Source organism: Streptomyces ziwulingensis, from assembly GCF_039542605.1.
Classification (GTDB): Bacteria; Actinomycetota; Actinomycetes; order Streptomycetales; family Streptomycetaceae; genus Streptomyces; species Streptomyces ziwulingensis.
In genome coordinates this window covers 55,169-68,157 of the sequence record NZ_BAABIG010000071.1, presented here as the reverse complement: position 1 = coordinate 68,157, position 12,989 = coordinate 55,169, and the positions used below count along the sequence as shown (strand labels likewise).

General features: G+C 70.7%; 11 protein-coding genes and 1 riboswitch. Of the genes, 5 read left to right on the top strand and 6 right to left on the bottom strand.

Going from position 1 to position 12,989, the window contains the following annotated elements:
• Positions 1-100 precede the first annotated feature (100 nt).
• Complete coding sequence (locus tag ABEB00_RS29160) at positions 101-328, top strand: hypothetical protein (protein ID WP_345623474.1); 228 nt, start codon at positions 101-103, stop codon at positions 326-328.
• Here the strand turns inward: ABEB00_RS29160 and ABEB00_RS29155 are convergent.
• From ABEB00_RS29155 to ABEB00_RS29135, 5 genes are all read right to left on the bottom strand, one after another.
• Entirely contained in the window at positions 241-1,257 is a 1,017-nt protein-coding gene (locus ABEB00_RS29155; RefSeq protein ID WP_345623473.1) for a ribonucleotide-diphosphate reductase subunit beta, read from the bottom strand. The two genes, ABEB00_RS29160 and ABEB00_RS29155, sit on opposite strands and share 88 nt — an antisense overlap.
• Positions 1,248-3,635, bottom strand: coding sequence for a ribonucleoside-diphosphate reductase subunit alpha (locus tag ABEB00_RS29150; RefSeq protein WP_345623472.1), 2,388 nt, complete (start codon positions 3,633-3,635; stop codon positions 1,248-1,250). The genes ABEB00_RS29155 and ABEB00_RS29150 overlap by 10 nt, the downstream gene beginning before the upstream one ends.
• Before the next feature lie 122 nt (positions 3,636-3,757).
• Positions 3,758-3,882, bottom strand: a riboswitch (cobalamin riboswitch).
• A 178-nt stretch (positions 3,883-4,060) separates the two neighbouring features.
• On the bottom strand, positions 4,061-5,671 hold the full coding sequence (mctP, locus tag ABEB00_RS29145) for a monocarboxylate uptake permease MctP (RefSeq protein ID WP_345623470.1): 1,611 nt from the start codon (positions 5,669-5,671) through the stop codon (positions 4,061-4,063).
• Complete coding sequence (locus ABEB00_RS29140; protein ID WP_345623468.1) at positions 5,668-5,961, bottom strand: DUF3311 domain-containing protein; 294 nt, start codon at positions 5,959-5,961, stop codon at positions 5,668-5,670. Before ABEB00_RS29140 ends, mctP begins: the two co-directional genes overlap by 4 nt.
• A 128-nt stretch (positions 5,962-6,089) precedes the next feature.
• Entirely contained in the window at positions 6,090-6,854 is a 765-nt protein-coding gene (locus ABEB00_RS29135; protein WP_345623466.1) for a GntR family transcriptional regulator, read from the bottom strand.
• Between the two features lie 453 nt (positions 6,855-7,307).
• Between ABEB00_RS29135 and ABEB00_RS29130 the strand changes: the two genes are divergently transcribed.
• From ABEB00_RS29130 to ABEB00_RS29115, 4 genes are all read left to right on the top strand, one after another.
• Entirely contained in the window at positions 7,308-8,585 is a 1,278-nt protein-coding gene (locus ABEB00_RS29130) for an extracellular solute-binding protein (RefSeq protein ID WP_345623465.1), read from the top strand.
• Positions 8,586-8,672: 87 nt separating this feature from the next.
• Entirely contained in the window at positions 8,673-9,659 is a 987-nt protein-coding gene (locus tag ABEB00_RS29125) for a carbohydrate ABC transporter permease (protein ID WP_345623464.1), read from the top strand.
• Complete coding sequence (locus ABEB00_RS29120; RefSeq protein WP_345623462.1) at positions 9,656-10,486, top strand: carbohydrate ABC transporter permease; 831 nt, start codon at positions 9,656-9,658, stop codon at positions 10,484-10,486. Before ABEB00_RS29125 ends, ABEB00_RS29120 begins: the two co-directional genes overlap by 4 nt.
• 9 nt (positions 10,487-10,495) lie before the next feature.
• Positions 10,496-11,983 carry a glycoside hydrolase family 3 protein gene (locus ABEB00_RS29115; RefSeq protein WP_345623460.1) on the top strand — a complete coding sequence of 496 codons (1,488 nt, stop codon included), beginning with the start codon at positions 10,496-10,498 and terminating at the stop codon, positions 11,981-11,983.
• A 71-nt stretch (positions 11,984-12,054) separates the two neighbouring features.
• Here ABEB00_RS29115 and nagB read toward each other — a convergent pair whose 3' ends face one another.
• Positions 12,055-12,840, bottom strand: coding sequence for a glucosamine-6-phosphate deaminase (gene nagB / locus ABEB00_RS29110; protein WP_345623459.1), 786 nt, complete (start codon positions 12,838-12,840; stop codon positions 12,055-12,057).
• Positions 12,841-12,989 lie beyond the last annotated feature (149 nt).

The following is a 12,989-nucleotide window of genomic DNA, read 5'->3' as shown; positions in this document are numbered from 1 at the left end:
TGCCAGTGTGCACCCGCCGGGACTCGCCGTGGCAGGAATTCAAGGTTCTGCGGCAGTCCTGCCACTGCCGGTAAGCAGTCTCCGGCAGGACAGTGGTGTCATGACCGGAAACCAGATCGAAGCACTCGTCGGCATGCTCGTCACCTTCGGACTTCTCGTCCTGATGATCCTCCCCTCGCTGTTCGGCCTGGCGCACGAGCGCCGAATGGACCGTCAGGTCAGGGAGGCCCAGGCACGGGCTCAGAAGTCCTCGGACAGGTCCACGGTGCCCTCCACCGCCACCTGGTACGCCGAGGGGCGCCGCTCGAAGAAGTTGGTCAGCTCCTGAACCCCCTGCAACTCCATGAAGGCGAAGGGGTTCTCGGAGCCGTACACCGGGGCGAAGCCGAGGCGGGTGAGGCGCTGGTCGGCCACGCACTCCAGGTACTGCCGCATCGAGTCGGTGTTCATGCCCGGGAGGCCGTCCCCGCACAGGTCGCGCGCGAACCGCAGCTCGGCCTGGACGGCCTCGTCCAGCATGGCGGTGACCTCCCGCCGCAGCGCGTCGTCGAAGAGGTCCGGCTCCTCCTCGCGGACGGTGTCGACCACGTCGAAGGCGAAGGACATGTGCATCGTCTCGTCGCGGAACACCCAGTTGGTGCCGGTGGCCAGGCCGTGCAGCAGGCCCCGGCCGCGGAACCAGTAGACGTAGGCGAAGGCGCCGTAGAAGAACAGGCCCTCGATACAGGCCGCGAAGCAGATCAGGTTGAGCAGGAAGCGGCGGCGGTCGGACCTGGACTCCAGCCGGTCGACCGACTCGACGGAGTCCATCCACTTGAAGCAGAACCCGGCCTTCTCGCGGATCGAGGGGATGTTCTCGACGGCGGCGAAGGCGGCGGCGCGGTCCTCGGGATCGGGGAGGTAGGTGTCCAGCAGCGTCAGATAGAACTGGACGTGCACGGCCTCCTCGAAGAGCTGGCGGGACAGGTAGAGGCGGGCCTCGGGCGAGTTGATGAACCTGTAGAGGGTCAGCACCAGGTTGTTCGCCACGATCGAGTCACCGGTGGCGAAGAACGCGACCAGGCGGCCGATCAGGTGCTGCTCCTCGGGGGAGAGCCGGGCCAGGTCGGCGACGTCGGAGTGGAGGTCGACCTCCTCCACGGTCCAGGTGTTCTTGATGGCGTCCCGGTAGCGCTCGTAGAAGTGCGGGTAGCGCATGGGGCGCAGCGTCAGTTCGAAGCCGGGGTCGAGCAGTTTCGGGGCGGTGGTCACTGGCATGCCTCGCAGGACTCGGGGTTCTCCAGGGAGCAGGCGACGGCCTCGTCGGGGGCCGGCCGCCGCAGGGGGACGGTGGCGCGCGCGGCGGCGCGGGCGATGCGGGTCGCCGGGCGCGAGCGCAGGTAGTACGTGGTCTTCAGGCCCTGTTTCCAGGCGTAGGCGTACATCGAGGAGAGCTTGCCGATGGTCGGCGTCTCCAGGAACAGGTTCAGCGACTGGGCCTGGTCGAGGTACGGGGTGCGGGCGGCGGCCAGGTCGATCAGGCCGCGCTGCGGGATCTCCCAGGCCGTGCGGTACAGCCGCCGCACCTCTTCCGGGAGCCAGGCGAAGCCCTGGACCGAGCCGTTCGCCTCGCGCAGCGCCTCGCGGGTACCGGCGTCCCAGCTCCCGAGCCGCTTGAGGTCGTCCACCAGATACGAGTTGACCTGGAGGAACTCGCCCGACAGCGTCTCGCGCTTGAACAGGTTGGAGACCTGCGGCTCGACGCACTCGTAGACACCGGCGAGGGAGGCGATGGTGGCGGTGGGCGCGATCGCGAGGAGCAGGGCGTTGCGCAGACCGGTGGTGGCGAGGCGCTCGCGCAGCGCGGCCCAGCGCTCCGGCCAGTGCCGCTCGACGCCGTAGTGGTCGGGGTGGAGCACGCCCCGCGCGGTACGGGTCAGCTCCCAGGCCGGCAGCGGGCCGTGGCGCTCGGCGAGGCCGGCCGAGGTCTCGTAGGCGGCGAGCATGATCCGCTCGGCGATCCGCGTCGACAGAACCTTCGCCGCGGGGGAGTCGAAGTCCAGCCGGAGCCGGAAGAAGACGTCCTGGAGGCCCATCACGCCGAGGCCGACCGGCCGCCAGCGGGAGTTGGAGCGGCCGGCCTGCTCGGTCGGGTAGAAGTTGATGTCGACGACCCGGTCCAGGAAGGTCACGGCGGTGCGGACGGTGGCGTCCAGGCGCTCCCAGTCGAGAGCGCCGCGGGCCGGGTCGACGAACGCGGCGAGGTTCACCGACCCCAGGTTGCAGACCGCCGTCTCGCCGTCGTCGGTGACCTCCAGGATCTCCGTGCAGAGGTTGGAGGAGTGCACGACGTGGCCGGGCTCGGCGGTCTGGTTGGCGGTGCGGTTGGCGGTGTCCTTGAAGGTCAGCCAGCCGTTGCCGGTCTGCGCGAGGGTACGCATCATGCGGCCGTACAGCTCACGGGCCGGGAGGGTCCTGCGCGCCAGGCCCTTGCGCTCGGCGTCCCGGTACGCGGCGTCGAACTCCGCGCCCCACAGGTCGACCAGCTCCGGCACGTCCGAGGGCGAGAACAGCGACCACGGGCCGTCGGCGTCGACGCGGCGCATGAACTCGTCCGGGATCCAGTGCGCCAGGTTCAGATGGTGGGTGCGGCGGGCGTCCTCGCCGGTGTTGTCCCGCAGCTCCAGGAACTCCTCGATGTCCGCGTGCCAGGTCTCCAGGTAGACCGCGGCGGCACCCTTGCGCCGGCCGCCCTGGTTGACGGCGGCGACGGAGGCGTCGAGCGTCTTCAGGAACGGCACGATGCCGTTGGAGTGGCCGTTGGTGCCGCGGATCAGCGCGCCGCGGGAGCGGATGCGGGAGTAGGCGATACCGATGCCGCCGGCGTGCTTGGAGAGCCGGGCCACCTGGAGGTAGCGCTCGTAGATCGAGTCCAGCTCGTCCCGGGGGGAGTCCAGGAGGTAGCAGGAGGACATCTGGGGGTGCCGGGTGCCCGAGTTGAACAGGGTGGGGGAGGAGGGCAGGTAGTCCAGGCGGCTCATCAGCCGGTAGAGGGCGGCGACCTCGTCCACCGAGCGGGCGGTGTCGTCCTCGGCCAGCCCTGCGGCCACGCGCAGCAGGAAGTGCTGGGGCGTCTCGACGACCTTGCGGGTGAGCGGGTGCCGCAGCAGGTAGCGGCTGTGCAGGGTGCGCAGGCCGAAGTAGCCGAAGCGGTCGTCCGCGGACCCGTCGACCAGCGCGTCCAGGCGCGCCGCGTGCAGGCGGACGAACGCTGCCGTGCGGTCGGCGATCAGGCCCTCGCGGTGGCCGGCGGCGACCGACCCGGTGAAGGTGGTGACGCCCTGCGAGGCGGCCTCGGCGCGCAGGGTGCGGGTGAGCAGCCGGGCGGCGAGCCGGGAGTACGCCGGGTCCTCGGAGATCAGGCCGGCCGCGGCCTCGGTGGCCAGCTCGCACAGTTCCGCGAGCACCTCGGCGGCGGTTCCCCGGGCGGACCGGCCGCGCAGCGCGGCGGCGGCGACCCGGCCGGGGTCGGCGTCGGGGAGATCGGCGGTCAGTTCGGTCAGGGTCCGCAGCAGCGCGGCACCGGGGCCGTCGGGCGCCTCGGACACCTCGGGCACCGGGGTCGCCGCGGCCGGGTCGGCTGGCGCGATGGTCACGTGGGGCACTCCCTCGCTAGGCACGGGGCCTGGCGGAGGGCAGCGGGCAGCTCACGAACGCCCACGGCGTCGCGTCCACCGGCCCATTCCGCGAGGCCCGGACGTCAGGCGCCCGGGCCGGACGGCCGGGCGCACCGTCGGCAGGTACTCGGACTGGACAGGCGTGCGCGAACACGCGTGTACACCGTTGCGGGACAGTTCCGGATTCGCACCGGATTCCCCTGCGGTCGACAGCGAGCATGAGCATACATCTTGTGTCGCGTTCTGATGACACCCCCAGATGTAGTGTCCGCGGGCTCCGGAGCGGAGTGACGAGGGGGTGGGGGAAGCGGAGTGACGAGGACGAGGGGGAAGCGGTGGGGCGGCATGCCGACGGGCCGCCGGACGGCTCCCGGCGGCCCGTCGTGGGCGGTGGTCGGACCGCCTCAGTGCGCGGAGCCGGAGGTCGCCGGCGGCAGTTCCACCTTCACCCCCGGGTCGCCGGCGTCCGCCGTGTAGTCCTCGGGGCGGGTCTCGTCGATGCCGTCGGGCGCCTTGAACGCCCTCAGGACGAAGGTCAGGACCACCGTGACCGCGGCGTTCAGCACGATGGCCGTGAGGCCGATGTAACCGATCTCGCCGATGCCGGGGATCTCCTTGTTGGAGCCGCCGAAGTGGTCCTGCGTCGGCGAGGCCACCCCGTACGCGGCGAGCGTGCCGTACACCATGCCGACCGCCCAGCCGGCCAGCAGCGCCCAGCGGTGGAACCACCGGGTGAACAGGCCGCCGACCAGCGCGGGGAAGGTCTGCAGGATCCAGATGCCGCCGAGGAGCTGGAAGTTGATCGCGACCGTCTTGTCCATGGTGAGGACGAAGGCCAGGGCGCCCACCTTCACCAGCAGCGACACCAGCTTGGAGACGCGGGTCTCCTGCGCGGGGGTCGCGTCGGGCTTGATGAAGTCCTTGTAGATGTTGCGGGTGAAGAGGTTGGCCGCCGCGATCGACATGATGGCGGCGGGTACCAGCGCGCCGATGCCGATCGCCGCGAAGGCCACGCCCGCGAACCAGTCCGGGAACATGTCCTCGAAGAGCTGCGGGATCGCGAGCTGGCCGTTGTCGACCTTGATCCCGGCCGCGATGGCCATGAAGCCGAGCAGCGCGAGCAGGCCCAGCATCAGCGAGTACAGCGGCAGGATCGTGGTGTTGCGGCGGATCACCTCACGGCTGCGCGAGGAGAGCGTCGCGGTGATCGAGTGCGGGTACATGAACAGCGCGAGCGCCGAGCCCAGCGCCAGGGTGGCGTACGTCCACTGGCCCGCCTCGGGCGGCACCAGCGCGCCGCTGCCCGACGAGGTGAACTTCTCGCCCGCCTTGGCGAAGATGTCGTCGAACCCGCCCAGCTTGATCGGAATGTAGATGATGGCCACCGCGATCACCAGGTAGATCAGCGTGTCCTTCACGAACGCGATCAGCGCGGGCGCCCGCAGCCCCGACGAATAGGTGTACGCGGCCAGCACCCCGAAGGCGATCAGCAGCGGCAGGTCCTTGAGGAACCAGTTGGTGTCCTCGCCGCCGCCGACGCCCATCACGTCGAGGACCGCCTGGATGCCGACCAGTTGGAGCGCGATGTACGGCATCGTCGCCAGGATGCCGGTGACGGCCACCGCCAGCGAGAGCCCCTTGGAGCCGAACCGGCCCCGCACGAAGTCCGAGGTCGTCACATAGCCGTGCTTGTGGGAGACCGACCACAGCCGCGGCAGGAAGGTGAAGATCAGCGGGTAGACCAGGATCGTGTACGGCACCGCGAAGAAGCCGGAGGCGCCCGCCGCGTAGATCACCGCGGGGACCGCGACGAAGGTGTACGCCGTGTACAGGTCGCCGCCGAGCAGGAACCAGGTCACCCAGGTGCCGAACGACCGGCCGCCCAGCCCCCATTCGTCCAGGCTCTGTTCGTTCTCGGCCCGGCGCCAGCGCGCGGCCAGGAAGCCCATCGCGGTGACGAGCGCGAAGAAGAGGATGAAGACGGCGAGCGCCACGCCGTTCACGCCGTCGTTCACCGGCCCGCACCTCCCTCGGGCGAGTGCGGGGCGCGCGGGGGGTGCGGGGCGCGCCGGGCGCGCTGGTCACGCCGCCAGAGCTGATACGCGGTCATCGTGAGCACCGTGGAGATCAGCACCCAGGCCATCTGGTACCAGTAGAAGAACGGGATGCCGATGAACGCGGGGTCCGTCCTCGCGTACGAACCGACCCACAGCATGGCCACGAAGGGCGCGACGAGGCAGAGGCCGATGACGACGCGCGTCGGCGTCACCACCGGCCCGCTGCTGGTTGGTGGGGCTTGTGACATGCGGCGGCTCCGTCCCTCACTGATCACCCGGTGCGATGCGCAGGCAATGTAGGTGACGGCTTCAGGACAGCGGAAGCCCTCGTCCGCATATCGGTCCGCAACCGCAACCTCGCGGGCGGACGCTCCCTTCAGTCCTGCGGCCGCTTCAGCCGGGCCACGAACTTGTACCGGTCGCCCCGGTACACCGAGCGCACCCACTCCACCGGCTGCCCGTCCCGGTCCAGCGAGTGCCGGGAGAGCATGAGCATCGGCAGGCCCACGTCGGTGCCGAGCAGCCCGGCCTCGCGCGGGGTGGCCAGCGAGGTCTCGATGGTCTCCTCGGCCTCGGCCGGCCGGACGTCGTAGACCTCGGCGAGCGCCGTGTAGAGGGAGGTGTACTTCACCAGGGAGCGGCGCAGCGCCGGGAACCGCTTGGCGCTCAGGTGCGTGGTCTCGATGGCCATCGGCTCGCCGTTGGCCATGCGCAGCCGCTCGACGCGCAGCACCCGGCCGCCGGCGGTGATGTCCAGCAGCCCGGCCAGCCGCTCGTCGGCGGTGATGTACCCGACGTCGAGGAGCTGCGAGGTGGGCTCCAGGCCCTGCGCCCGCATGTCCTCGGTGTACGAGGTGAGTTGCAGCGCCTGCGAGACCTTGGGCTTGGCGACGAAGGTGCCCTTGCCCTGGATGCGCTCCAGCCGGCCCTCGACCACCAGTTCCTGCAGCGCCTGGCGCACGGTGGTGCGCGAGGTGTCGAACTCGGCCGCCAGCGTGCGCTCCGGCGGCACCGGCGTGCCCGGCGCCTGGGTGCGCGTGATGTCGAGGAGATGCTTCTTCAGGCGGTAGTACTTGGGCACGCGCGCGGTACGGACGGTCGCCCCACCCTCGTTCTCCGCACTGCTGACGTCGGTGCTCATGTTCTGCCTTCCCGGCTCCGGGTGCCGAAGCGGCCGACATCCGCTATCGGCCACGGCTCACATCGTGGCACGGCTGTCGTACGGGAGGATCCCGCGCGGTCCGTGATCCCCTTTGTATACCTCCGAGACCCCCGTTGGTCTAGTCCACCGCGCCACGCGAGTCCTTTGGTACGCGAGGTCGGCACCGGAGGGCGAGGCCCCGCGCGGGCCGGTGGTACACCTCCCGGGGAGGCTCCCGGCCGCCGCCCGCGGAATGCAGGAACCCTGCATATCTCGGTCCCATCACGGAGGTCGGGAGGGTGGTGGAACACCCTTGACAGCCCTATTGGTCTGGGCCAAGCTCCCGGTACTGGTCTACACCATTGGTCCAGGTCCCGGCCCCAAGGGCGGTCACGCGTAACCGAGTTACCGCGGGGAGGCAGGGGGGTTTGTGGCATCCCTGAGGAGGGTGGCGTGAAGCGCAAGCTGACAGCCGCGATCGGTATCGCGGGCATGATGGTCTCCATCGCGGCGTGCGGGGGCGACAGCGGTGACGACGGGGGCAAGGCCGGGGCGGACGGCTACAAGGGCGAGACGCTCACGGTCTGGGTGATGGACGGCTCCTCGCCGGACCCGTGGCAGAAGGAGCTGACCGCCGCCTTCGAGAAGAAGACCCAGGCGAAGGTCAAGTTCGAGGTCCAGCAGTGGAACGGCATCCAGCAGAAGCTGACCACCTCGCTCTCCGAGGAGAACCCGCCGGACGTCTTCGAGATCGGCAACACCCAGACGCCGGCCTACGCCAAGACCGGCGGCCTCGCCGACCTCGCCGACCTCAAGTCCGAGATCGGCGGCGAGTGGACCGAGTCCCTGAACAACTCGTCCGTCTTCGAGGGCAAGCAGTACGCGGCGCCCTGGTACTTCGCCAACCGCGTGGTCCTCTACAACAAGAAGATCTGGGCCGACGCGGGCATCAAGGGCACCCCGAAGACCCGGGACGAGTTCTACGACGTCCTGAAGACGATCGGCGAGAAGACCGACGCCGAACCGATCTACCTGCCCGGCCAGAACTGGTACCACTTCGTCGGCCTGGTGGTCGGCGAGGGCGGCGAACTGGTCAAGAAGGACGGCGACACGTACGTCTCCAACCTGGACGACCCCAAGGTCGCCGCCGCCATGGAGACGTACAAGAAGTTCCAGGCCCTCTCCAAGGCGCCCAAGGACAAGGACGAGGCCACCCCGCAGCAGGGCGAGGTCTTCGCCAAGGGCGACGTCGGCGCCTTCATCGGCATGGGCTGGGAAGCCGGCATCGCCATCGAGGCCAACCCGGAGATCGAGAAGGAGATCGGCTACTTCACGATCCCCGGCGCCGCGGCCGACAAGCCCGAGGGCGTCTTCCTCGGCGGCTCCAACCTCGCCGTCGCCGCGGGCAGCCAGAAGCAGGACCTGGCCAAGGAGTTCCTGAAGCTCGCCCTCTCCGACAAGTTCGAGGGCCGGCTCGCCAAGCTCAACGGCGTCATCCCGAACAAGGAGTCGCTGCAGACCAGCCTGAAGGGCAACGCCGCCGCCGAGGCCGCCGCGCCCGCCGCGGCCGGCGGTGGCACCACGCCGCTGATCGCCCAGTGGGCGGCGGTCGAGAACGCGCCCAACCCGATCAAGACCTACATGACCGCCGTGCTGGGCGGTAAGTCGCCGGCCGAGGCGGCCAAGCAGGTCGAGGGCGAGTTCAACAAGCGCCTGGCGCAGCAGCAGTAGGAGCGCGACGCTCCAGCGGGAGCGGGGGCCGGTCACGCACCGGCCCCCGCCCCGGCGTCGAGTAGGCCGAGAAGAGAGATCGCGAGCATGACCGTGCAGACCGAACGGCCGCCCTCCGGCCCGGTGGACGTCAGCAAGACGGACGGCGGGGCATCCGACGGCCCGAGACCGCGCGCCGCGTCCCGGGCCGGCGCGCTCATCCCGTACCTGTTGCTGCTGCCCGCCGCCGCGGCCACCGTGCTGCTGCTCGGCTGGCCGCTGGTGAAGGACGTACTGCTGTCCTTCCAGAACCTCAACATGTCGCAGCTCATCCAGCACGTCACCGAGTGGAACGGCTTCGAGAACTACCGGACGGTCCTCACCGGTGCGGACTTCTGGCGCGTCACCCTGCGCTCGATCCTCTTCACGGCGGCCAACGTCGTCCTGATCATGGTCCTGGGCACGCTGGTCGGCCTGCTCCTCGCCCGCCTCGGCAGGCGGATGCGGGTGCTGCTGCTGTTCGGCCTGGTACTGGCCTGGGCCATGCCCGTGGTCGCCGCGTCCACCGTCTACCAGTGGCTCTTCGCCCAGCGCTTCGGCGTCGTCAACTGGGTGCTGGACAAGCTCGGCTGGCACTCGATGGCCGACTACAGTTGGACCAGCAGCCAGATGTCGACCTTCTTCGTCGTCACCCTGCTGGTCGTCTGGATGTCGATCCCGTTCGTCGCGATCAACCTCTACGCGGCGACCACCACCATCCCCGGCGAGCTGTACGAGGCCGCGGCCCTCGACGGCGCCGGCGCCTGGCGCAGCTTCACCACGGTCACCATGCCGTTCCTGCGGCCGTTCCTCTACGCGACGACGTTCCTGGAGATCATCTGGGTCTTCAAGGCGTTCGTGCAGGTCTTCACTATCAACGGCGGCGGCCCGGACCGCCTCACCGAGATCCTGCCCGTCTACGCCTACGTCGAGGGCGTCGGCAACCAGCACTACGGCATGGGCGCCGCGATCGCCGTGCTGACCATCCTGATCCTGCTCGGCCTCACCGCCTACTACCTGCGGATCGTGCTCAAGCAAGAGGAGGACGAGCTGTGAAGCGCTCGCTCTTCGGCCGCCTGTGGCCCAACGTCACGGCCGTCGTGTTGTTCATCGGCTTCGTCTTCCCCGTGTACTGGATGTTCGCCACGGCCTTCAAGCCCACCGGCGACATCCTCTCCGAGGACCCGGTCTGGTTCCCGACGGACGTCACCCTCCAGCACTTCAGGACCGCGATCGGCGCCGACCACTTCTGGACGTTCGTCACCAACTCCCTGACCGTCACGGTCCTCGCCGTGGTCTTCTCCCTGGTCATCGCGCTGGCCGGCTCGTTCGCCCTGGCCCGGATGCGCTTCCGGGGGCGGCGCGGCTTCGTCCTCGGCTTCATGGTCGCCCAGATGGCACCCTGGGAAGTCATGATCATCGCGATGTACATGATCGTGCGCGACGCGTCGATGCTGAACAGCCTCGTGCCGCTGACGCTCTTCTACATGATGATGATCATGCCCTTCACCATCCTGACCCTGCGCGGCTTCGTCGCCGCCGTGCCCAGGGAACTGGAGGAGGCGGCGATGGTGGACGGCTGCACCCGCGTCCAGGCGTTCCGCCGGGTCATCCTGCCGCTGCTCGCCCCAGGCCTGATGGCCACCTCGATGTTCGGCTTCATCACCGCCTGGAACGAGCTGCCGCTGGTCCTGGTGCTGAACAAGGAGGCCGAGGCGCAGACCCTGCCGCTGTGGCTGACCAGCTTCCAGAGCGTCTTCGGCAACGACTGGGGCGCCACCATGGCCGCCTCCTCCCTCTTCGCCGTTCCGATCCTCATCCTTTTCGTCTTCCTCCAGCGCAAGGCCGTCAGCGGTCTGACCGCCGGCGCCGTGAAGGGATAACGCCACCCGATGACGACACTCGCGCACGGCACCGACACCCTGACCCGGGACGCCCTCGCCGTCCTCCAGCCCGGCTTCACCGGCACCACCGCCCCCGACTGGCTGCTGCGCCGGCTCGGCGAGGGCCTGGCCTCGGTGGCCCTGTTCGGCCGCAACATCGCCACCGCCGAGCAGGTGGCCGCCCTCACCGCCCAGGTCCGCGCCGAACGCGACGACGTACTGGTCGCGATCGACGAGGAGGGCGGCGACGTCACCCGCCTGGAGGTGCGCACCGGCTCGTCCTTCCCCGGCAACAACGCCCTCGGCGCGGTCGACGACACCGGGCTGACCCGGGCGGTCGCCGCCGAACTGGGCCGCCGGCTCGCGGCCTGCGGCGTCAACTTCGACTGGGCCCCCTCGGCCGACGTCAACGCCAACCCCGACAACCCGGTGATCGGCGTGCGCTCCTTCGGCGCCGACCCCGCGCTGGTCGCCCGGCACACCGCCGCCTACGTCACCGGCCTGCAGTCGGCGGGCGTGGCGGCCTGTACCAAGCACTTCCCCGGCCACGGCGACACCGCCGTCGACTCCCACCACGCGGTGCCGCGCATCGACGCCGACCTGTCCGTGCTCACCGAGCGCGACCTGGTCCCCTTCCGCGCCGCCATCGCCGCCGGCAGCCGCGCGGTGATGAGCGCGCACATCCTCGCCCCGGCCCTGGACCCGGACCTCCCCGGCACCCTCTCCCGGCGGATCCTGACCGACCTCCTGCGCGGCGAACTGGGCTACGACGGCCTGATCGTCACCGACGGCATGGAGATGCGGGCCATCGCCGGCACCTACGGCCTGGAACGCGGCTGCGTCCTCGCGATCGCCGCCGGCGCCGACGCGATCTGCGTGGGCGGCGGCCTCTCCGACGAGGAGACGGTACGGCGGCTGCGGGACGCCCTGGTCCGGGCCGTCCGCGCGGGCGAACTGCCCGAGGAGCGGCTCGCGGACGCGGCGGAGCGCGTGCGCGCCCTGGCCCGGTGGACGTCGGCCGCAGCCCTCGCCGACCCGGCGGCCGGCGCCGACGAGGAGGTCGGCCTGCGCGCGGCCCGCCGGGCCCTGCGGGTCACCGGCGCCGCACACTTCACCCCTCTCACCGAACCGCCCTTCGTCGCCTCGCTCGCCCCCGCCCCGAACATCGCGGTCGGCGACGAGACCCCCTGGGGCGTCGCCGCCGAACTGCTCCGGCTGCTTCCCGGCACCGCGACGGGCAGCTTCTCCGGCCCCGACGCCGGCGCCGAGGTACTGCGGGCGGCCGGCTCGCGCCGGGTCGTCGCCGTCGTCCGCGACGAGCACCGGCATTCCTGGATGGCGACCGCCCTGGACACCGTGCTGGCGGCCCGCCCCGACACGGTGGTGGTCGAGATGGGCGTGCCGGAGGCGGCCCCGCGCGGCGCGCTGCACCTGGCCACCCACGGCGCCGCCCGGGTCTGCGGCCGGGCGGCGGCGGAGGCCCTCACCGGCAGGTAGTCCCGCCGCACGCGGAAGGCGCCGGCCCCCTTCTTCCGGGGGCCGGCGCCTTCCGCGTGGACGTGTCCGGGTCAGATCCCCTGCCACTGGGGTTTGGCGGCGTAGGTGTGGCGGAAGTAGTCGGCGAGCTTCAGCTCGGACGCGGCGGCCTCGTCGACGACGACGGTGGCGTGCGGGTGGAGCTGGAGCGCCGAGGCGGGGCACACGGCCGCGACCGGCCCCTCCACCGTCGCCGCGACCGCCTCCGCCTTGCCCGCACCGGTGGCGAGCAGCACCAGGTGCCGGGCCTCCAGGATGGTGCCGATGCCCTGTGTGATCACGTGGTGCGGAACCTGCGCGATGTCACCGTCGAAGAAGCGCGCGTTGTCCACCCGGGTCTGTTCGGTCAGCGTCTTGATCCGGGTCCGGGAGGCCAGCGAGGAGCACGGCTCGTTGAACCCGATGTGCCCGTCGGTCCCGATCCCCAGCAACTGGAGGTCGACCCCGCCGGCCTCGGCCAGCGCCCGGTCGTACGCCTCGCAGGCCGCCTGCACGTCCGCGGCGGTGCCGTCCGGCCCGAGGAAGGCGTCGAGGCCGACCCCGAGCGGTTCCAGCACCTCGCGCCGGAGCACCGACCGGTACGACTCCGGGTGCTCGGCGGGGAGCCCCACGTACTCGTCGAGCTGGGCGATCCGCACCCGCGAGGTGTCCGCGGCGCCGGCTCGCACCCGTGCCGCCAGCGCCTCGTAGACGGGCAGCGGCGTCGAGCCGGTGGCCACCCCGAGCACGGCGTCGGGCTTACGGGCGAGCAGTTGCGCCATGGCCCCGGCGATCAGCTCGCCGCCCGCCCTGGCGTCCGCGACGATGACAACTTCCACGCTGGCCTGCCGTTCTGAAGAGGGACCGAGGAGGGGCCTGGGAGAGACCGAAGAGGAGCTATGTGGTTTAGACCAATCTAACAGAGCGGCACCGCGCCGGGCGGTGCCTCGCCCCGCGCCGGAGACACTCGCGGAAATTGCCGTGCCGC